This window comes from Fulvivirga marina, from assembly GCF_016775155.1.
Taxonomy (GTDB): Bacteria; Bacteroidota; Bacteroidia; order Cytophagales; family Cyclobacteriaceae; genus Fulvivirga; species Fulvivirga marina.
The window spans coordinates 788,535-811,673 of record NZ_JAEUGD010000066.1; the positions used below are offsets into that span (position 1 = coordinate 788,535).

At 40.9% G+C, this 23,139-nt stretch carries 7 protein-coding genes; all 7 read right to left on the minus strand.

Annotation, left to right across the window (positions count from 1 at the left end; all coding sequences use genetic code 11):
• Position 1: 1 nt before the first annotated feature.
• Positions 2 to 12,406 (minus strand): non-ribosomal peptide synthetase/type I polyketide synthase, encoded by a 12,405-nt coding sequence (locus JMN32_RS23580; protein ID WP_202858845.1) that lies wholly within the window; start codon positions 12,404 to 12,406, stop codon positions 2 to 4.
• Positions 12,407 to 12,450: 44 nt separating this feature from the next.
• Positions 12,451 to 16,725 carry a non-ribosomal peptide synthetase gene (locus JMN32_RS23585; RefSeq protein ID WP_202858846.1) on the minus strand — a complete coding sequence of 1,425 codons (4,275 nt, stop codon included), beginning with the start codon at positions 16,723 to 16,725 and terminating at the stop codon, positions 12,451 to 12,453.
• Between the two features lie 158 nt (positions 16,726 to 16,883).
• Positions 16,884 to 19,280 (minus strand): ABC transporter permease, encoded by a 2,397-nt coding sequence (locus JMN32_RS23590; protein ID WP_202858847.1) that lies wholly within the window; start codon positions 19,278 to 19,280, stop codon positions 16,884 to 16,886.
• Positions 19,281 to 19,324: 44 nt separating this feature from the next.
• A complete protein-coding gene (locus JMN32_RS23595) occupies positions 19,325 to 20,866 on the minus strand; it encodes an amino acid adenylation domain-containing protein (protein WP_202858848.1) in 1,542 nt (513 codons plus the stop codon).
• Positions 20,820 to 22,010 (minus strand): acyl-CoA dehydrogenase family protein, encoded by a 1,191-nt coding sequence (locus JMN32_RS23600; RefSeq protein ID WP_202858849.1) that lies wholly within the window; start codon positions 22,008 to 22,010, stop codon positions 20,820 to 20,822. Before JMN32_RS23600 ends, JMN32_RS23595 begins: the two co-directional genes overlap by 47 nt.
• Entirely contained in the window at positions 22,003 to 22,284 is a 282-nt protein-coding gene (locus JMN32_RS23605) for an acyl carrier protein (RefSeq protein ID WP_202858850.1), read from the minus strand. Before JMN32_RS23605 ends, JMN32_RS23600 begins: the two co-directional genes overlap by 8 nt.
• Complete coding sequence (locus JMN32_RS23610; RefSeq protein WP_202858851.1) at positions 22,271 to 23,134, minus strand: 3-hydroxyacyl-CoA dehydrogenase family protein; 864 nt, start codon at positions 23,132 to 23,134, stop codon at positions 22,271 to 22,273. Before JMN32_RS23610 ends, JMN32_RS23605 begins: the two co-directional genes overlap by 14 nt.
• Positions 23,135 to 23,139 lie beyond the last annotated feature (5 nt).

Consider the following 23,139-nt stretch of genomic DNA (forward strand, 5'->3'; position numbering starts at 1 on the left):
ATCAAATCACCATCTCCGTTTTCTTGTCATTATTTTCCTGATCATTGATGTCTGCCCATTTCGACAATTCTATAAAAGCGGCCAGAGCCTGAACAGTCTGGTGGTTAAACAGCTCCAGGAATGGTATCTCTATTTCAAACTCTTTATTGATCTTACTAATGAGGGTCAATGCTCTCAATGAATTCCCTCCAAGGGCAAAGAAACTCCTGTCCGTACTAATTTCCGCAGGATCAACAACCAAAATTTCTCCCCATAACTCGCAAAGTTTTTCCTCTATATCACTCTCAGGCTTTACATAACTCCAGTCTCTGATATCAGGAGCTGGTAACGCTTTTCTATCCACTTTACCATTGCTCGTTAATGGTATTTCGCTTAGGGCAATATAGTGCTGCGGCAGCATGTAAGCAGGAATCTTTGTCATCAGGAACTCAACCAGTTCTTTTTCGGTGAGTTCTCTGGTACTCTTATAGTATGCAGACAGTGTTTGCTGCTCTCCTACGCCCTGACTTGTGACTACACATTGCTCAATTTCCGGCTTTGTACTCAGCTGTGCCTCTATCTCTCCCAGCTCTATTCGATAGCCTCTTAGTTTCACCTGATGGTCAATTCTGCCAAGGTATTCAATATTACCATCAGGCAGCCACTTGGCCAGATCCCCTGTTTTATAAACTCTTTCACCCACAGCATCCAAATTTATAAATGCAGCTTCAGTAAGTTCTTTATTGTTGAGGTACCCCTGAGCTAAACCGACACCTGCCAGACACAACTCTCCGGGTACTCCCACAGGGTTTAGCTGCTCAACTTCATTGATTATATAGCATTTGATATTATCAATGGGCTTACCTATAGGGATGTTGCTGAGCGGAGTATCTAATGGACACTCAAAATGAGTAACATCAACTGTAGCTTCAGTAGGGCCATAGAGATTGATTAACCTGCATGCTGCGTGCTTATTATAAACAGTTTGTTTAAAAAGCTCTACATGATTAACGGATAGTGCTTCCCCGCTTACAAAAATTTGCCTTATTGATTTCAGCCTGTTTTGTTCCGAAATACTCTTTATTGTATTCAAAAATGCTTGCAACATTGATGGAACAAAATGGATCGTGGTAATGCCATACTCTTCAATCGTATTGAGTATTTTTTCTGGTTGTTTCTCATCGCCAAGTGGTAATACAACCAGCGCCGCCCCTGTAAATGACCACCAGAATAGTTCCCAAACAGACACGTCAAATGCCAAAGGTGTTTTCTGGATGAGGGTATCGTTGCTATCGATCGAGTAGGCTTTTTGCATCCAGAAAATCCTATTGTACAAGGCCTTATGATCTATCATTACTCCTTTGGGCGTTCCGGTAGAGCCCGAAGTAAATATCACGTAGGCAAGGTCTGTTCCTGACAATGCAACAGGCTCGAAAATTCCTTCATAATCAGTTACATGGTCAGCTATTGTGGTTAAGTCGAGTACGCTTACCATATCAACCAGTTGATCCGCCTCCGGATGGTCAGAAACAAGCATCTTTAACCTGGCTTCACCTACAATTCTCCTGCTTCTTTCCAATGGGTTGTCCAGTGACATAGGTACATAAACTGCCCCTGCCTTGATGATTCCATAGATCAATGGAATAGTCCAAAGGTTCTTATTTGCCAGATACCCTACAAAATCGCCTTTCTTAACATCAAACTCATGCTGTAGGTAAGCAGCTATTTTATCAGAAAGAGTATCAAGCTCTGCATAGGTAAGCGATTCATTAAGGTAATGTACGGCCTGATTGTCCGGATACTGCTTTACAGATAGTTTGAATGGATCCAGGATCAATTCATCTGGTATACCTGCTGCCGTTTGGTTAAACTGCTCCGCTACCCTGCTCTTTTCTTTATCGGTAAGTATGGACACCTCCGAAACCGAAGTCTCATCATGAGCTACCACTTGCCTGATGATGTGCTCTATACAGCTAAAGTAGCTTTGAATGGTCTGCTCAGAAAACAGTTGAGACTTATAGTCGATCGTCAGCTCAAGCTGATTATCATTTTTAATAAAGACCAATGAAAGATCAAAATTGGCATTATTCCTACTTATTTGATAATCAGAAACTTTTAATCCCGGCAGATCAACACTTTTTGTATCCGTATTTTGAAAATCAAAAAGCACATCAAATAACGGATTGCGGGTTATATCTCTTGGTATATCAAGTGCATCCACCAGATCTTCAAACTGAACATCCAGATGTTCATAGTTTTTAAGTATTCTTTCCTTGATGTGTTGCAGGAATTCAGCAAATGTTGACTTTACATCAACTTCACTTCGCAGCACCACTGTATTCACAAAAATACCCATTGACTCCGACAGTTCAGCAGGTCTTGAGTCCAGTACGGGAGAGCCCACTATCAAGTCTTTCTGCCCGCTAACTTTATGAAGGAAAATCAAGAAGGAAGCCATTAGGGTCATCTGCAAAGTAGCCTCATGTTTCCTGCTTAAGGTTTCCAGTGCCTTTACCAGACTTTCATCCATATTGCCAGTGTACCTGCTGCCTTCATAAGTTGGAGCAGACGGTCTTGAATAGTCCAGAGGTAAATTCAATGTCGGAATTTCTCCTTCAAACTGCTCCATCCAATACTGCATGCTCTCCTCTTTGGCGGGTTCATTGGTCTGCCAAAACGCATAATCCTTGTATTGGAACTCACTGAATGCGATTTCATCTCCCTGATATGCTGATATAAACTGATTAATAAGTAAACCCAGTGACATCAGGTCTGTAATGATATGATGCATATCCAGCACCAGATAGTGACGATCTTCATCAACTGATATAACCGCCACTCGCATTAAAGGTCCTTCACTCAGATTATAGGGCTTAATAAACTCATTGATCTTTTCATCGACACTTTCCTGTCCGCATTTTACAGCTTCTATAACAAACTTTGTTTGTTCTTCAATGCGCTGATAATAGCTGCCATTTTCTTCATGGAAAGTAGTACGCAGAATTTCATGTTTATCAATAATTTGCTTAAACGCCCTATCCACCAGTTCAACGTTCAACACTCCTCTGATCTCTTTAGCAGTGGATATATTGTAATTGGTTGATTCTGGAGACAGCTTGTTCAATACGTACATGCGTTCCTGCTGTGCAGACAATGGGTAATTTGTTTGCTGAGGTGCTTTTTTAATACCAGCTTGTCTCTCAGTCAGGGTTTCCAAATGTGCAGCCAGCTCCTTTAGTGTTGGTGTTTTAAAGAGTTGGGCAAGTGGCACTTTGTGACCTGCTACCTTTTCTATCTCAGTTATCAGGAAGGTTGCTCTAAAGGAATCACCTCCTAAGTCAAAGTAATTGTCATTAATGCTTGCTTTATCGATCTTCAGGTTTCTGCACCAAACAGGCATTAAAACCTTTTCCATCTCTGTTGAAGGTTCTTCATATACATTACCTGTATTGATCACTTTACCTGGTTCTGGCAACAGGTTACGATTCAGCTTACCATTTGGCGTTAAAGGGATATCATCAAGAAATATATAATAAGCAGGTAACATATACTCAGGAAGATTGGTGCTCAATTGCTTACGTATATCCTGCACCGGCATTTCGCTGCCTACCAGATAAGCGCAAAGGTATGGTTCTCCATCATCAGACTTCCGAACTACTACGGCAGCACTATCTATGCCCTCAATAGTTGAGAGTACTTGCGATATTTCTCCCAACTCTATTCGGTTCCCTTTAATCTTCACCTGATCATCGATACGCCCGATAAATTCCAATTGGCTGTCTTTGTTTAGCCTTACCAGGTCACCAGTTTTATACAACCTCGAAGAGGTAACAGATTCGTTATAGATGAATTTCTCCTCAGTAAGCTCATTATTTACATATCCTCGAGCCAGTCCCATTCCTCCAATATGTAGTTGTCCGGGGACTCCAAAGGGTACAGGCTGTAGTGCCTCATTCAACACATGAAGCTCAATATTATCTATTGGCCTGCCTATAGGCACTGAAAGCTCCAATGGCTGACCTGTACAGTCATAGTAAGACACATCTACCGTAGCCTCTGTGGGGCCATATAGATTGATCAATTGACATTTGTGATCCTTAAACAGGGCATTAAAAGCTTTTACATGCGAAGGAAGCAGTGCTTCTCCACTGCAGAAAATATACTTTAAGTGCAGCTCTGCTGCGAGACCTTCTTTTTCAACATGATTGAGGAACATCTCAAACATAGAGGGTACAAAGTGAACCACCGAGACCTGTTGTGATATCAGGTGCTCACAGACATCAGAAGGCGACTTCTCTTCATCTTGCACCATGAGTGAAAGGCTTGCGCCTCCAAAAGGCCACCAAAACAGCTCCCAAAGGGATACGTCAAACCCAATAGGGGTTTTTTGAACCAATTGATCAGTGCTGTTCAACGGGTAGTTTTTTTGCATCCAGTGCAACCTGTTCACTAAAGGAAGATGCTCCACCATAACACCCTTGGGTCTGCCCGTAGAACCTGATGTATAGATCATATAAGCCAGGTCAACACCATCTATTTTCTCATTGAGATCAGTCGTATCATACTGGCGATAGGTCTCCTCTTCAATTAAAACAGTTTCCACAGCCTTCAAAGCTTCAGGAAGGTCATCGGTCACCAACACTTTTTTGGCTTTCGAATCTTCCAGTATGTAAAGCATACGTTCAGCCGGTGTATTCACTGGTATGGGAAGGTAAACAGCTCCCATCTTCATGATTGCATAGATGCCGACCATCATCTCCAGAGATCTACCCATGTGAACCCCTACAATATCGCCTTTTCCAACTCCTTCACTTTTAAGCTTTCGTGCCAGTTGGTTTGCTTTATTATTAAGTTCTCCGTAAGTCAGGTTAGAGCCATTAAAGGATAGCGCAACCTGATCCGGTGATTGTCTCACCTGCTTTTCAAAAATTGTGATCACTGACTGCACATCTGGCAATGCTGTCTCCGTGGCGTTAAGTTTTCTGAATATCTCCAGATGAGTTTCAGGAGCCTTTAAGGCTAGTACTTCTTTATCATTAATAACGGATTCTAAAGAAGCTATAAACTGATCAAACATGGCCTGGATAGTATCTTCATCAAAAAGATCCTCAACATAATCCCAAACCAGCTCAAGTCCCCCGCTTAGCTCCGCTGCTGTACAGTCAATAAAAACCTGAGAAGTCTGAGACACTGCCATACCCGCATCACGCTGATCTCCCCAGAATCCCAGGATAGCGTCTTCTTCCGTAGCAACAATATCCCCACCAAACAGTGCACTGGTAAACACGTAAGGCATGATAGCGCTTGTACCCATTTTTCTATGCCTTCTCAGCTCTCTGATGAAATCAATTCCATCATAGAAACGATTATCCAATGACTCCAGCAGCTTGTTCCTAACACTTCCTACCTGATTGCCGAATTGCTCATTGGGATCAATGTTTAAACCCAATATTACCAGTGTAGTGAAATCGCCAACCACACGATCTATATCTTCATGGAAAGGGTAGCGATTAAACAATGTCAGGTTAATCGCCAGATCGGGAGAGTTACTCCAGAATGAAAGGACTCTGGCATATGCAGTACATAACAATACCGATGGTGTACTATGGTAGGCCTTAGAAACGGCTTTTAGCTTATCCCACTCGGCACTGGTAAAGAGTTTCCTCTTTCTGTTAAACCTCGGTCGTGCTATCTCTGAAGGGTTGCATTTATAGGGCAACTCAGGTGCAGTTGGAAAATCATCCAATTGATCCAACCAATATTTTTTAGACTTTACGAATTTCTCTCCTGAGCGTAGCTCATGGAAATTGTTCATATAATCCCTGTAAGTATAGCTTAATTTCGGAAGCTCCACTGAAGGGTCTTTCAGTAACATGCCCCACTCTTTCACAAAGATCATGATGCTGGCAGCATCGCAGATCAGGTGATCAAAACAGAAGAAAAGGTAGTTTCTTTCATCTGAAAGCTTGAACACAGAAATTTCAAATAGCGGCCAAACGGTTTCATCAAACAACCGGTTACCCAGCCTTTGGCGTTCAGCTTCTATGTGTTTAGTCTGTTCTTCATCATTAAAAGACCTTAGATCTTTCACTTGTATATCGTAGTGATCTGTGTTATGGAATTTCTGTGTTCCATCCGGAAGCATGACTACTTTCAGCATCGCATGCCTGTTTAATATGCGGTTGAAGGTGTCATTTAACAGCTTTACATCTACACTCAATTCACTTTCCTGATAGACGTTGGTGGAAATACCCCCCATTTCAAAGTGGTCACTCCGTCCCATCAGATAGGCCATCTGTATGGGTGAAATAGGAAATGGATCGTAAAAACCGTCTGTTGCCTCCACGTCAATTGCTTCTGGCTTTTCTGCCTCTATAGGCACACCTCCTCCTAACAATTCAGCAATTTTTCTCGCTGTTCTCAGTTCAAAAAACGTGGTAACCGGAACATCGTAACCAAACTTTTGCTGCATCAGGGATATTGACGAAATTGCTTTTATGGAGTCTCCTCCCAACTCAAAGAAGTCGTCTTCTACTCCGATACCAGACATACCAAAGGTAGTCTCAAAAGTAGCTATCACATTAGCTTCTACATCACTGGATGGTGCTACATAGGCCGTGTCAATTTCCGGACGCTGCCCTGAGTTAAGCAAACTATCTTCCCGTGTTTCAGTAACATCCGAAAAATTAAGTTCATCGATAAACTGACGGACCTCGGCAAGATCGTAAGCTGAAATAGCTACCCTTGGTTCATCATTGGATAAAATTGTGAACAGGGCATGTAAACCTTCTGCTGGTTTAACTGAAAGTAGCTCTTCAAAGCCTATTTCCTGTCCTTTTATAGAGAATTGGTGGTTTTTAGAAGCCTCTGCAGCTATTCCCGTTCCCTTCCAGTCGTTCCAGTTTACGGTATAAGCATTAATGTTTTTAGATCGCAATGAATGAACATAGGCATCTAAAAACTCATGACCTGCATTATAAGCTACCTGACCAAACTTCAGGCGTGAGAATATATTACCTGTGGATGAAAAGTATAAAGCAAAATCCGGGTTTTCACCTTCGATCAGTCGTTCCAGCATCAGTGCACCCAGCACTTTAGGGTCCAGGTATTGAGCTGAATCTATCGCATTTCTACCCTGAATTATTCCTCCATTGTCAATGCTTCCAGCAATATGGAACAAACCGTTCAACGCTCCAAACAACTGTTGCGCTTCTGCATAAGCCTGTTTCAGCAACTCCTGATCGCAGACATCGGCTTGCTTTATTAACAGCCTGGCACCATTCATCTCGGCCTCCTGCAGTTGTCTGATCTTTTGTTTTATTTCCTCGCAGGTATCTCCTGAGTCGAGAAGTTCATCCCACTGTTCGCTTTTAGGAAAATCCTTTTTATCGATCAATAAGAAATTAGCCGGAGCCATCTGAGAAAATGCTTCAACAATTTGCAGAGACATTCCTCCCAGTCCGCCAGTTAGCAGATAAAAACCCTGACTCTTTACTGACATCTGGTTCCCCGTATCTTTGAGTGCTACAGGAACATATTTCTGAGCGTAGATGTGATCATTTCTATAACTCAATCCCTCTTGGCCTTTGACAAAAGATGTGTTGAGACTCGTCTGCAATAGTCCAGTCTTTTCCTGTTCATTAGTCCCACAGAGGTCTTCCCCTGCAAAGTCGATAACCTGTACATTAATATTAGGGTACTCAACAGGTATCACCCTCGCAGGACCAAGTATAATAGCTTTTTCAGGCTGTACCTTCTGTCCTTCCAATACCGGGTACATATCTGTAGTAATCACTCTGATCAACAGCTTTCCGGAAAAATGCTTAGACCATGCCTGCGAAAAATTCAACAATGAATTGTAACCTATATATAAATCTTTACCGGCATCTGGTGCATAGGAACTCCAGTAGTGATGTACTGTATCAATATCAATACCTTGTTCTTTAACATATTGTACCAGGTGATCAAAATGCTCTGGTTGATCAGGGTTTATAGTAAAGGTATTGTTGTTATGAGCAAAGCTATCTCCCTTTTTCACCCATACAACTTGTTTTACATTTGAATATATGGCCTTTTCAATGGCTTCTGAATATACATCTTCATCTACAAAAACTATAGCGGCAGGCACTTCAATATTTTGCTGAACGTCTGTCTTTGTCTGTTTCCAAACGGGCTTATAGAACCACTCGTCAAGGCCATTCTTTTTAAAGCGCTGTACATCTTTATTCAGTCGGTAAGTTTTATCAATTCGTTCCTGAATATCAGCAGTGGACAGTATTACCTGATTATGTTCGCTATCTGAAATTATGCGTTCAAAAGCATCCAGTATTTCATTATGATCTATAGCTAACGGCTGGTCTGCCTGCTTATCTTCAAATCCCAAAAGGTGATCCCAATTGATAGACAGCCACCTTCCTTTAACCTTATCTTTTACCCAATAACTGAAGGCATCCATAAAGTTATTACCTGCCGCATAGGCTGAGAAAGGTCCCATGAGTGAGGTTAGGGATGAGCTAAAGATGCAAAAATCCAGTTCGTGCTCCTTAAAGACCTCGTACAGGTTGATAGTTCCTTTGATCTTGATATCAAACTGTACCTGAAGAGATGAAGCAGGTACTTCATTAATGATCAAGCCCATAGAATCTCCGGTCATCGTACCTGCTACGTTGATAACTCCGTTGATCTGTCCTACTTCCTTTTCGATCATTTTTACAACTTCTTCTAAAGAAGATTGCTCCGTGATATCAGCAGAGTAGGTATGTATTCTCCCTCCTTTATCTTCAATCTCTCTGATCTGTTGAATTTTTGAGGCCAGGCCGGGTGCGATTTCTTCTACTTTATCCCAATCAGCCCTTGACGGATATTGCGTTCTGCTCACTAATACAATATCGGCCTGATTTTGCTCTGAAAGATATTTTGCATACAAATAGCCTATATTGCTTCTGTTACAAAGACCTCCCAGGATCACTATCACCTTCTTTTCCTCAAAAAGTTGGTCCAGTGCTTTCTTTCGTTTAACCACTGGCTGCTTTCTGTACTGCAATCTCCATTTTCCAGTGCCCCTGAAACCAAGAGTAAGGTCTTTAGGTTGCGATGTTTTTAGTTCTTCGAGTAAAACATCCGTGCCAATCGCCTCTTCATTATCGACATCAATATTAATGCATTTTATGGCATCGAATTCGATCGGAATTACTCTACTAGCTCCATATATAGAAGCAGCTATGGGGTTTAGTGGTTCTGCTCCACTAATCTGATGTACATTTTGGGTCAGTGTATAGATTACAACCTTTTGCTCTTTACCTGCATGTCGGTAGAAGGATTTTGCAAAAGAGGTCAGGCACTGGAATCCTGCTGTTATATGAGAGTCAACCGAAGCTGTTTCTACACCACTAGTACTGATACTCCAAAGGTGAACAACTTTCTCGGGTATAGAGTTATCCGCTTTCAGTTCCTTCAATAGAAAATCATACTGTTTTTCTATCGCAGGGTTGACCTGATAGTGATTTCTCCCTACTCGTTCAAATTTTCTACCTTCGGTAACTTTTATAACCTGTTGATTTTGTACTTCGAGAGAACTAATCAGTTTTTCAGCGTGGGCAGACCCATCACTAAATACCAGCCAGCTGTATATTCCGTCAAACGCCTGTTTGCCTGAGGTATAAACTTTCTCCCATGTCGGTAGGTAAAACCACTCGTCTGCATTTATATTTTTTGAGAGCCCTATGGCAGTAACTGGTACAGGAGCCAACTCAGGTGTTTTCTTTTGATGATCCTTAAACCAATATCTTTTTCTATCAAAGGCATACCCTGGCATAGATATGCGTTGCTTCTCTCCCTTTTTATGTAGTGGGCTCCAGTTAATTTCGAGCCCTTGTAACCATAGACGTTGCAGCTTATTCAGTAAGAATCTATGGTCAGTGACAGCCATAGCTTCCGGTCTGATGAGGTTTGTAGCATAATGTCCCTTATCTAAATCCAGGTAGCGTTGAATGGTTGATGTCAGGTCAGCTCCCGGACCTACCTCTATCATAACAGCATTTGGGAGTTCCAAAGCTTTACTCAAACTATCGGAGAACCTTACTTTTTCACATAACTGCTTCTCCCAATAAGTTGTATTAGTAATTTCCTGTCCTGCCCAATCTCCTGTATTATTGGAGATCAAAGGAATCTCTGTCGGCTGAATTGAAATGCTTTCAAGAACACCTCGAAGTTCAGGAAGCAATGGCGACATCATAGAGCTATGAAGAGCAAATTGCCCCGGAAGCATTAATGAAAGTATCCTGTCTTCTTTTAGTTTGGCTTCCAGCCTGGCAATCTCCCCCTTAGGTCCTGAAAGTACACATGAGTCGCCATTGTCGATGGCTACTTCTATTTGTGGCATCAGGTACTCCTCAATTTTCTCTGTACTTAAAGGAACACTAAGCATACCGCCCGGCATACTTTTCTCCACCAGTTTTCCTCTGGCTACGACAAGGCGTGTTGCCTCTTCAAATGAAATACTGCCGCCTATGGAGGCAGCTACCAGTTCACCGAAACTATAGCCAAGAAGCGCATCAGGCTCTACACCAAACGCAACCAATAGTTTGGCCAGTGCCCGCTCAAATACAAAAGTAGCGACCTGAGCAATTTCAAAGGTGTTGATTTTCTCTTTGGCCTCTGGCTCATTTCCTTTTTGAGGGTAAACAATTGACTTTAGGTCTACATCCAGGTATTTATTCACCTGAGCAAAGCCTTCATCCATCGCTTGCCTGAAAATATCATATTTAAGGTAAAGGTCCAGTCCCATATTGACATACTGGCCTCCCAACCCTTGAAAGACAAATACAATAGACCTTGACACATTGCCTTTTGCTCTTACAATTTTTTTCTCCGTCAATTCTGGAGCTAATGCATTGAAAAGCTCATCCAGGTCTTTACTCACCACAGCACGCCTGTACTCATATGACCCGCGCCCAATCTGAGTAGTGTATGCCAAATCTGAAAGGGAGAGGCTTCCATTTCTTTCTTTGACAAACTGACGAAGCTGATCGGTTTGTTTTATTAATGACTGCTCCGACTTGGCTGATAATAGAACCACGGACTCTTCCTCATCCTTATACTCCGGTTTTTGACTATCATATTCTTCCAATATAATGTGAGCATTGGTACCACCAATTCCAAACGAGCTTACTGCCGCTCGTCTTGGTCCTGTGCCTGCTTCCCAGACAGTAAGTTTATCATTTACCCGGAAAGGGCTATTTTCAAAGTCTATCTTTTCGTTTGGCTCACTAAAATTAATGCTGGGTGGTATCTCTCTGTTTTTCAAAGACAACACAGTTTTTATAAAACCGGCTACTCCGGCAGCAGCATCCAGATGTCCTGCATTAGATTTAATAGAACCTATACCACAATATTTCTCTCCATTAAAGTGATAAGCCTTCTTCAAACTTTCTACCTCTACAGGGTCTCCAAGCTGAGTACCTGAGCCATGGGTCTCGATATAATTAATGGTAGTTGGGTCTACTTCTGAAATAGCCAAAGCACTTTGAATTACAGCAGACTGACCTTCTACACTAGGTGCAGAATAACCCGCCTTGGCATTACCGTCATTATTAATGGCAGATCCTTTAATGACCGCCATGATCTGGTCTCCGTCGCTAATGGCATCATCAAGACGCTTCAGTACAACCACACCTACCCCATCGCTTCCCATGAAACCAGTACCATTTTGATCAAAGGGCCTGCAATGTCCATCAGGGGAAATAATCATCCCTTCCTGGGCAAGCATACCGTATTTACGGGGCAGTTCTAAAGATGGAAATAAAGTACTAACACCTCCGGCCAGTGCCATATCACATTCACCAGCTAATAATGACTGAACGGCCATGTGTATGGCTACAAGAGAGGTAGAGCAGGCAGTCTGCACGGTCATTGCAGGACCTTTCAGGTCAAGTTTATATGCTACCCGGGTGGCCAGGTACTCACGGGCGTTAAGACCTGATATTTCAAATATTTCAGAAAAATTTTTGAACTCAGGCAGAAAGTTAGCAACCCAGAAAGGGTTAAATCCAGCTCCTGCAAATAGCCCGGTAACCGGTTTATTGGCACCTCCATACCCGGCATCTTCGAGTGCATGGTATACGCATTCATGAAATAATCTCAATTGCGGATCCATGAAGTTTGCCTCTCTGTCGGTATAGTCAAAAAACGAGGCATCAAACAGCTCTACATCTTCTAATACACCTTTCGCCTTCACATATTTAGGATCGTTGATCAAATCCTCACTTATGCCATTGGCTCTGAGTTCTTCATCTGAAAAGAAGCTAATCAGCTCCTTACCCTCACGGAGGTTGGTCCACAGTTCATTCAGATCTTTTGAGCCAGGAAAACGACCTGACATACCCACTACTGCTATTTCTAAACCTGTATAGTTCTCTTTATTATCCATTTAATGTTCTGAATTCGATAGGTAAGAATTAATTGCTCCTTCTGTTATTTCTTGTTCAGTAATGCTCTTCTTTGTCTTAACTTGTTTGGCGCAGTTCTTTCATTTGCCTGAGGTTTTTCTGCTTCTTTTTTGGCTAAACCATTCAACATTTTAGCAAGTTCATGAACAGTAGACTTCTCGAAGAGGGTGATCACGTTGACCTTAGAACCAAAGGCATCACTTAACTTATTAGCTATTCTGGTAAGGTCAAATGACTTTGCTCCGAGATCAAACAGATTGTCATAAATGCCGATTTCGTCGATCTTCAGTGCTTCTCGGCATATTTCAGTGACTTTGAGCTCTATCGCCGAAGTGGGTTGTACAAAGTTACTACCCAGTTTTGGCCTGTTGTAAGAAGTCTTCGGCAATGCCAGGACATCAACTTTACCATTGCTGGTAAGTGGAATGCTGTCAATCTGCACAAAGTGAGACGGGATCATGTATTCCGGCAACTCTCTTCTCAGGAATGTTCTGAGTTCAGAAACATTAGGTTCTATATTGGATACCAGATATGCAGTGAGCGTTTCGCCTCCTTCTTCTGTCTCTTCTTTCACTACAATGGCCTCATCAATTTCAAATGCTTTGGCATACTCAATTTCTTCAAGAACTTTTCTTACATGCTTTTCGGTTGACCCGAATGCTGTGATCTCTTCCATACATTCTTCACGCGTGGCCTGGCCCAGGCGAACATCCCAGCTCAATGGTGCGGTATAGAAGTTAAAACCTCTCTCTTTTATGTGGGTGTATATACCTATATCATTAATGAGACAATTAGAAGAGCAGAAACCGGTATCTTTTGGCTGTATCCAGCCCTTGCTTAGCAGGTAGCTTCTAATATCACTGATCGGTGTATTGTAGTACCGGAAAAAGTCTACAAACTGTACTCCTTCCAGTTTATCATTCACACTCACGTTAAGTAATCTAGAGTACTTGTTGTCTTTTGAGTGGAATTGATTTCTAAATATTGTCAATTGCTTTTCGATATCATCTTCCTCAAATACCCTTGCCTCAAATATACCCTCAAGCCTCATGTCATATATCTGCCCTCTTGACAAACCTGATATTATATACTTAATCCCATATTCATTCGCCAACTGTACACCAAAAGTATTGATGGCATGCCAGCAACCATGACACGAACTACAGCTTTGCCTCAAGCTTTCTGCAAATACTTTCTTCATATTATCAGAAGAAATAGTAAAATGCTTGATGCCCAATTTCTCTGTAGTTTTCTCTATATTTTTAAAGGCAGTTTGTGAAATATAACCATTATCAAAGGTATAGGTCATCACTTTCAGACCGTAGTCTATAAGCTTATACAGAACATAGGTACTGTCCTTACCACCACTATAAAGCAGCAGGCAGTCATACTCCTGACTGTTGCTTTTCATCTCTGCTGCTACTGCCTCAAAGTCTTCCTCTTTTCTAAAGTAGCTCTCTATTTGTGTTCTGTAGTGATCAAATTCATTACAGATATTGCAAACGCCTTTGTCATCATATTCTATCCCTGGATAATTTTCCGGCAATAAGCAGCTAGTACACCTGTGCAACTCTCTTAACTTTTCAGTAGCATTTGCTATACTAAAATCAGGTTCCTTCTCTTCAGTGTTCTGACCATATTGCAAAAGCTTATTTTCAATCTCGCCAAGCTCTATTCTGTAGCCGTTTAATTTGATCTGTTTGTCATCTCTACCCAAAAATTCGAGATTTCCGCCGGACAGTACCCGGGCAAGGTCTCCTGTCTTGTATAGTTTATCTTCACCTGCTCCAAATGGGCTTTGCACGAAACGGGAGGCAGTCATCTCCTCATTATTCACATACCCATCAGCAACTCCTGCACCTCCTATGTAAATCTCTCCGGTCTGTCCACAAACAACAGGTTGCATCTGCTCATTCAACACATATATTTGATTATTTACAGATGCATGACCGATCGGAACTGACTTTCTCACATCGGTTTTCGGATCATATTTATGAATCATACAACCTACAGTACCTTCTGTAGGTCCGTACTCGTTATACATTTCAATCTCACCATGAAACAGGTCATGGATTTGCCTTGCAAGGCTTGTTTTGAAGTCTTCTCCCCCTACTATAAATCTCTTTATCCTCGATGATTTTCCATTTTGCTCTTTCTTCTGCTCCATCTTCTCTTTGAGCAACCTTAGATGTGAAGGCGTTAGTTTTATCACATCACATTGGTTCTCTTCATATACCCTTTCAATGAGAAAATCATTATTATCGGCATGGTATACTACTATTGAATTTCCTGAGACCAACGGCACAAAGATCGATGTAAGTGTAAGGTCAAAGGCTGGTGATGTAAATAATGGGAAACTTACAGATTCTTCCTTTACATAATTTTGGATCGAACCTAGTATATAGTTTTTAAAACCACTGCTCTTAACTTTAACTCCTTTGGGCTGCCCAGTGGTACCTGAAGTATAAATTATATAAGCAATATCATCAGGATTGCTTTCTACTGCTTTAAATGTGGAAGACTCCAGTGCTTTAAGAGACACACATACTACTTCCAGATTAAGTTGTAAATAATTGGCTTTGGATAGATTTTTCAAATCAGTCAATACCATCCTGGCTCCGCTATTGGCAATAATGTACTTAACACGATCGTCTGGCGTATTTGGAGCGATAGGTAAGAAAGTGGCGTTTAGTTTCAGGCAGGCAAGCATGGCTGTCACCACTTCAACAGAGGTATCAAAATATAAAACAACAGTATCCTGAGCTTTGATGCCTTTCTCCTGCAGCATTTCAGCCAATGCCCCGACTTTACCATCCAGCTCAGAGTAGCTGATCATGCCACTATCACCTTTAATAGCGGGTTTTATAGCTCTGTTACTGACCTGTTCTTCATACTTTCTGATCAAAGATACAGGCTCCCACTCCTTTTGTACCGTATCACCATCGATCTGTTGGATATTGCTCAAAACCTGATAGATTTCGGCTACTTTCTTGTCAGGGTTTTTAATGATAAAGTCAACTATTGAAATGAAGTATGCTTCAATTCGTTGCAGAGATTCCTCAGTAAATGAGTGCTCATTATAGGTAAAAGTTACCTGAATATTCTTAAACATGGATATTACTACAGAAAGCAGGTAATGCGTCTGATAATCCATATAATGGTCAGTAATTTTTAATGCACTGGTATTTTCAGTAAGTGACTGATCGAGCGGGTAATTTTCTATTACCACAATAGAGTCGAAGAATCCCTGCTTTGCTCCTTGTACGTATTCACCTATACCTGTAAGTGAAGACATCTCGTAAGGAGCTCTTTGGTTTAACGAAGCCTGTACATCACTAAGAACCTGAGCAATGGACTTATTACCGTTGTTTTCAACAACTAACGGTAATGTATTAATGTATAGTCCTACCGTGTTTTCTATACCCTTTATTGTGTTAGGCCTGGTAGACACCGTCGTTCCTATTGTAACATCCTCATTGTTAAACTGAGCCAGTAATAAAGCCCACACAGAGTACAATACCGTGGCACTGGTAACCTTCTCTTGCCTTGAAAACTCTTTCAGCCTCTCAACAATATTATCATCAAAGTCAAAAATGTGTTTTCTGGTCAGTGATTCTCCAGACTTACTAACTACTTTGTTATGATTTGCAAATGGAATTTCAGGTTTGCCGGCAAAAGTTTGCAGATAATCCTTCCAAAACGACTCTTCATTTGAAGAATCTAATTTTTTCCACCATTGAATGTATTCTTTAAACTTGGACTTAGACGCAAATTGAACTTGTTCACCTTTGCTCAAGGCCTGGTATGCTTCAAAAAACTCTCGAAGTATTACTCCGGTACTCCATCCATCGTATAAAATATGATGGTTGCTTACCAATATTCTATATTCGTCAGATTTTACCTTGATCAGTTTTACTCTAAATGGTACTTCATTGAGATTAAACCCCTGGTTAAGATCATCTTTTCTTAATACTGCAATTTTGGCATCTAATTCTTCCCCTTCTGTTTCAGTGAGGTCAACCACTTCGAGTTTTAGTTCAGATTGTTTGAGAACCGCCATCACTGGTTTCTTCAAACCTTCCCATCTAAATACTGTCCTGAGTATTTCATTTGATTTCTGAATTTCACTCCATGCCTTTTCGAATATTTCAGGATCCAAAGTTTCTCCCTCAACTCTTAGGTAAAGCTGTTCTGCATACTGGCGAGATTCCTTGGGATTGCTCAAATAATGCACCAGCAATCCTTCTTGAAAAGGTGTTACTTCTAAAAGGTCTTCAATGTTTTGTTTATCTAATTTCATTATTAGTTGCTCGTTTTAATGTTTTTAAGCAGTATTTACTCTGATGAATAATTACATATGTGTGGACATAATCCACTCGCTACTTGCACCTCAGCATTCGAAAACTATCTCGAAAACAAACTGTGCAGGCTAATAAAAGAATTGTGATATATCAGTGGTTATCTTTCGTCCTTTAATATCCTTACAGGATTTACCAAGGCCACTTTGAATACATGATGCCCCATAGATAGTGCTGATATCAAAATAGTAATCAGTATCGGGTACATAAAAAACCAAATACCAATATCAACACGGGTGGCAAAATTATCCAACCAGCTATCTGCGATATACAAACTTACTGGTAAAGCAATGAGCATGGTCACTCCAATTTGCTTTAGGAAATGCAATACAAAGAGCTTTGTTATCTCCCGCATACCTGCACCGTTAACTTTTCGAATGGCTACCTCTCTTGTACGTTTCCTTGTTTCGTTTGAAGCCAACCCAAGAAGTCCAACGCCAGACATAAGTATGGCAAGTAATGCGAATAGTTCAATTAGGTTTGCAAACTGAATGTCCGATTCAAATTGTTGCTTATAAAAAGTATCTGCGTAAAACAGATCAAGAACTCTATCTGGAAAATTGGCTTTATATGTACGCTCTATCAACTGAGCAACCTCTCTTACATTCTTGCCCGGTGACGCTTTAATAGATGTATTATATGCAAGACCATCATTGCGTAGAGACACAAAAACACATGGTTGTACGGCATTTTTTATTGACTCATGGTGGTAGTCTTCAACAATTCCTACGATTTTGAAGGTCCTATACTCTTCATGCCATGGTAAAACAACCGTCTTATTGAGCAGGTTGTTATAATCTCCTGTATAAAGTTCCTTTGCCAAAGTTTCATTGATCATGATACTTTCAATATCCGCATCTCTATCATCATCAAAAGCACGTCCTGCCTTAAGTTCAACACCATATACATTTAGATATTGTGAGGTGATAGTTTGTGCATAGCAAAAAATTGCATTTTCAGCAGGATCATCCTGTAACCTTACAGAAACGTCACGGGTGTATTTAACACCGGGAATAAATTCAGAAAAGCCCACATTCTCTATCAGTGAACTGGCCATCAGGTCAGACCTGAATTTATTCAAAGTACTCCTGCTATCCTCATAACCCATTCTGGGTGTATTGAGTACAACCACATCTTTATTTTCGAAACCCAGATCAACCTGATTGATATAGTTAAGTTGCCTGTTAATAGTCAGAGCCCCAGATATCAACACAAAAGAAATTGCAAATTGAAGCATAGAGAGTGCTTTGCCGAAATTCTTATTTTTCTTGCTTCTGAAATATTCGCCTTTTAAGTACTTAAGCGGGTTGAGAGAGGTAAAAACCAATGCTGGTATTAATCCTGAAAATATAAATGAAAGTAATATCACACCTCCCAGCAAGAAGTAATAGTTAGGGTTTGACCAGTCTATGGAAAAATTGAAATCCAATGCCTGGGTTTCTGCAAATCTTGAAAATATCAGTGTGAGGATTATTGCCAGTGCTATTCCTGAAAAGTTTAGAATAAGCGATTCAATAGCGTATTTTCTCAATACGTTGAATTTAGAGGCACCATGCAACTTTCGAACAAACACATCTCCAATTCGCTCAGCATTTATTGAATTAGTAAGGCTAACGTAGTTAAAGCCTGAGATAAGGAGGACAAAAGCAGCAACAATAACTAAAATATAAATATTTGTCATATTCCCATTGGCCTGATGTTCAAAATCCACATCAGATCTTAAGTGGATATCGCTGAGTTTCATCAAATCCATTTTCCAGGAATACTCAACGCTACTCTGCTCATCGGACACCTGCGAGAACTCATCACTAAAAGCTTGCAACTTAGCCTCAAAACTCTCTATATCAACACCAGGCTCCAGTAATAAATATGTATGGTAGGCGTAACCTGCCCAATTTTCAGCCATTCGTTCAAAATTAGGTCTCACAACAAGCATATCATGTTGCAGATGTGTAGTTGGGGGCAGGTCTTTATAAACGCCTTTAATTTCACAAGACCGCCCCAAAACAGTAATCATTTTATTGATAGGATCTTCCTCTCCAAAATATTTTCTCGCTAGAGACTCCGACATAAATATATCAAGCCTGTTGAGGTTCGAAAAACTACCTTTGACAAGATCAAGCGAGAACATCCTGAAAAATGAGCTGTCAGTGGTAAATACATTCTCTTCCAGAAAGCGATTTTCTTCATACTCTACTGTGGCATTATTTACAATTTGAACCCGGGTAAAGTCAAGTACTTCCGGATATCTTTTCTGTAACTCAGGTCCTATCGGGTAAAAGGATATTGCTGTAGAGTTTTGATACACGTCACTATAAAAATGATCTAGTTGTACTCTATAAATATTTTCATGGCCCTTATTGAACTTGTCGTAACTGGTTTCATATAAAATGTTATGTAATACCAGAATACAAGCCGCTACTCCCACCCCGTACCCTACGATATTCAATAAAGTAAGTACCCACCTTTTTTTAATACTTCTAAAAAATGATAGCATATGCCTCATATATTAGTTTTTAATTATCTCTTAAAATTTACCGGTCAGTTTATCAGAGCACTAGACCTCAATTGTTTTCTATCAATCTTTCCACTTGCCAGTCTTGGTAATTCGGTGACCTCCAAATAGCGATTAGGGGTCATATATGCCGGCAGGCTAGACTTTGCGTAATTCTTAATTTCATCAAGATCAGCATTTTCTCTGACGATTATATGAGCCACTATAAACACAACATTTTCGCTCTTCTTATCCAACACCACTGCACACTCTTTAACGTTTGGGTGTCTCAACAGTAGGTTCTCAATTTCACCAAGTTCTATTCTTATTCCTCTAACTTTTACCTGGTCATCATTTCTTCCGTAAAAGTACACAAGTCCGTCAGAAGTCATGGTCCCCAGATCACCTGTTTTATAAATTCTCTTTCCTATGCCCGTGTGATATACAAAGTGTTGATTGGTTAGAGCAGGTTGATTTATATACCCTTTCGCCAGATTAATTCCTGAAATGGCTATTTCTCCTGTATCCCCTTCGTTCAAAACCTCATCCCCATCTATAATATGTAATCCTGTATTGGCAATAGACCTCCCTATTGGAATATTCTGCCCCAGATCATGAGACGGAACATTGAAGTAAGTAACATCTACGGTAGCCTCTGTAGGTCCATAAAAGTTCACCAACCTGGTATTCTCGTAAGTAAACAGGCTATAAAACTTCTCAGCAAGAGTAACTCCCAAAGACTCCCCACTACAAAATACATATTTCAGGCTGGAAAGACTTTCAAGCTCAGGTGGGCCAATGTAATTGAGAAAAACATTAAGCAAAGAAGGGATAAAGTGCATAAAGCTCACTTTATTCTCTTGTACTGCACTTACAATTGCCTGCGGAAATTTCTCATACCCATGCTCGAGAATGAAAAGGCTGGCTCCACCAAAGTACCAAAGAAATATCTCCCATACAGAAACATCAAATATGTATGGTGTCTTTTGGATAAGCACATCCTCCGGCACCAGGTCATATTCCTCTTTCATCCATTGCAGTCTGTTAATTGCAGACTTGTGTTCAATCATCACTCCCTTAGGGTCCCCTGTTGAGCCTGAAGTAAAAATTACATAAGCCAGATCATCCGGGTTGCTGATGTATTCAAGGTCAGAATTTCCAATATTTACTTCAGATTCTGCCTCTTCTAATATCACCTGAACGCATGCTTCTGTAAGCTCAAGGGTAGCTGAAGACTCGTTAGTCAATAACAGGTTAGCCCCTGCCAATGATAATATCCTGCAATTCCTTGAATTTGGAGCTGAAGGGTCCAAAGGTAAATATGGTGCTCCCGAAAACAATATACCCAATATCCCCACCAGCATATCAACTGATCTCTCCATTACAATGCCCACGGGTATGTTTCTTTCAGCTCCTCTTAGCCTTAAGGCACTCCCTAACCTTTTTGCACGCACAAGCAACTCTCCATAGGTCATGGTATTTCCCATGGCATCGCTGACGGCTATTTTTTTCGGAAACTCGATTGCAGTGTCTTCGAATACCCTATGTAAGGTGGTATTGAGAGACGCTATGTTTTTTGTCGAAATCATTTAATTTTTCCTGTCTAGACTTAATTGCGTAATGCTTACCAAGAAACTGAACCAGTACGGGGTTACTACCTTCAACTACTTCCATAATCTTCGCGTCCCGATATAGCCTTGGGAGAATATTATCTTCAAAGCAGCCGGCAGCCCCCATAACCTGAATAGCTTCAGGAATATGTGTTGCAGCCATTTTACTGGCATAATACTTTGCTGCCATCACAGCTTCCATCGATTTAGAAAGATCGTGCTCAATTGACTCTGCCGCCTGGTTACAAAAGAATTTAGCAGACTCATAGGCCATCCCCATGTTGGCCAATAGCTCTTGAATTATGGGCTGATCTACCAGTTTTTTCCCAAAGGTCATGCGGTCATTGGCATAAGCGCTTGCCACCTCCATACCACCCTTCAAAATTCCCAGAGAAGCAAATGCCACGCTTAATCTTCCATAGCGTAAAGCATAAGGGGCGATGAAACTGAGCGCCATACCGGGTTTACCAACAAGGTGGTCTTCTCTGATCAGACAGTTATCAAATTGTAATCTGGCCAGATGCGCTCCCCTGAAGCCAAGCATTGACTTGATCGGCTCAATCTCAAAACCTGGTGTACCCTTCTCCACAAGGTATACCGTACCCGCACCTTCCTGTTTTCCAAAAACCAGAAATACATCGGCAACGGCTCCAAAAGTGATCCACTTCTTTGTTCCGGTTAACCTAATCCCTTCATCTGTTTTGGTGTAGGTGGTATTTACTGATTGGATATCACTACCTACCTCAGGCTCAGTAAGGGCAAAAGCACCGATTATTTCTCCAGAGGTTAACCTGGGTAACCACTTTGCTTTTTGAGATTCAGTCCCCCACTTTTCAATAGTTTTGGTCACCATAAAGTGAACGTTGAAGAGCCCGGTGAGGGATGGAGAAAACTGCCCGGCCAATAAGTTAAGCATTCCATAGGTAAGAGCGTCCCATCCAGAACCACCATACTCCCTTGAAACATACCCTCCAAGAATGCCTTCAGAAGCCAGCATATCTATAGACTGCTGGTCCACTCCTTCGTTTAATTCCCATTCCCCGGATCGTTCACTGAGGTTTTTGAGTAAGCTGCTGAAACATGCTACCTGTTCACGCTGAGAAGCGTTCAAATACTCAAACATTACTAGTCATCTTTGCAGTGACAAATTCATTTATTTTTGAAATTGTGCTGAAAGTATCAAGGCTTAGGTCCTGAATAGTAACTTTGATATTGAACTGTTTTTCAATAAAAGTCATCAGTTCAATGGCAAATAGGGAATTAACCAACCCTGATTCAAAAATATTTTCATGTTCATCAATTTCATCAATACCTGTATGAGCTGATATAAATGCCACAACCTGATTATTGATCTCTGGATTAACTTCTGTCATTTTTTTATTGTCAGTTATATTCATAAAAACCTTTTTTTACTTTTTTACCCAGTTTTCCACCTGCTACCATCTTTTTCAAAAGTGGGCAACATCTGTACTTTGGATCCTGGAAACTCTCATAAAGCACCTCAAGTGAGTACATCACTGTATCCAATCCTATGAGGTCTGCTGTCTCCAATGGCCCCATTTTGTGCCCAAAACATTCTTTAAATATTTTATCCACATCTGCTGGCTTAGCCAACTGATCCTGTACTACAAACGCAGCTTCATTCATAAAAAGATGTGATATTCTGTTAGAAACAAAACCCGGCAGATCGTTTACCAAAACGAGCTCTTTATTCATTGCCTCTAGCAATGTCCTGGTAACGGCAATAGTATCCTCTGAAGTGTAATCTCCTTGTATAACCTCAACCGTTAGTTTTAGGTATGACGGGTTCATAAAATGGATGCCGATAACCTGAGTGGGGCGATTAGTATACCCTCCGATTTCGGTTATCGAGATACATGAAGTATTGGCCGCAAAGCATATCTCATCACGACAAATAGTATCTAGCTGCTGATAAAGTGCTTTCTTAAGTTCTCTCTTTTCAGTAATGTTCTCAATAATAAAATCGCAATCCTTAACATCTTGTAACTCACTGGTAACATTGAGTCTGGAAGCAATTTCACTTTCATCGGATATAGCTTTCAGCCTTTTATCTATAATAGGAGCAAATCTAAGTGTTTGTGATATTTCCTGACTGGCCTTTTTTAGAGCCGCTTCACTATTATCAACAAGCACTACATTGAATCCATGAAACAACAGGTCGCAAACCACACCAAGACCGATGTTGCCAGCTCCAATTACTCCGATTGTTTTCACCTCTTTTAGCATTGTGT

Bases quoted from the DNA above. Each gene is read 5' to 3' on its own strand.
- JMN32_RS23580 (WP_202858845.1), bottom strand. From the start codon at position 12,406: ATGGATAATAAAGAGAACTATACAGGTTTAGAAATAGCAGTAGTGGGT.
- JMN32_RS23595 (WP_202858848.1), bottom strand. From the start codon at position 20,866: ATGATTTCGACAAAAAACATAGCGTCTCTCAATACCACCTTACATAGG.
- JMN32_RS23600 (WP_202858849.1), bottom strand. From the start codon at position 22,010: ATGTTTGAGTATTTGAACGCTTCTCAGCGTGAACAGGTAGCATGTTTC.
- JMN32_RS23590 (WP_202858847.1), bottom strand. From the start codon at position 19,280: ATGCTATCATTTTTTAGAAGTATTAAAAAAAGGTGGGTACTTACTTTA.
- JMN32_RS23610 (WP_202858851.1), bottom strand. From the start codon at position 23,134: ATGCTAAAAGAGGTGAAAACAATCGGAGTAATTGGAGCTGGCAACATC.
- JMN32_RS23605 (WP_202858850.1), bottom strand. From the start codon at position 22,284: ATGAATATAACTGACAATAAAAAAATGACAGAAGTTAATCCAGAGATC.
- JMN32_RS23585 (WP_202858846.1), bottom strand. From the start codon at position 16,725: ATGAAATTAGATAAACAAAACATTGAAGACCTTTTAGAAGTAACACCT.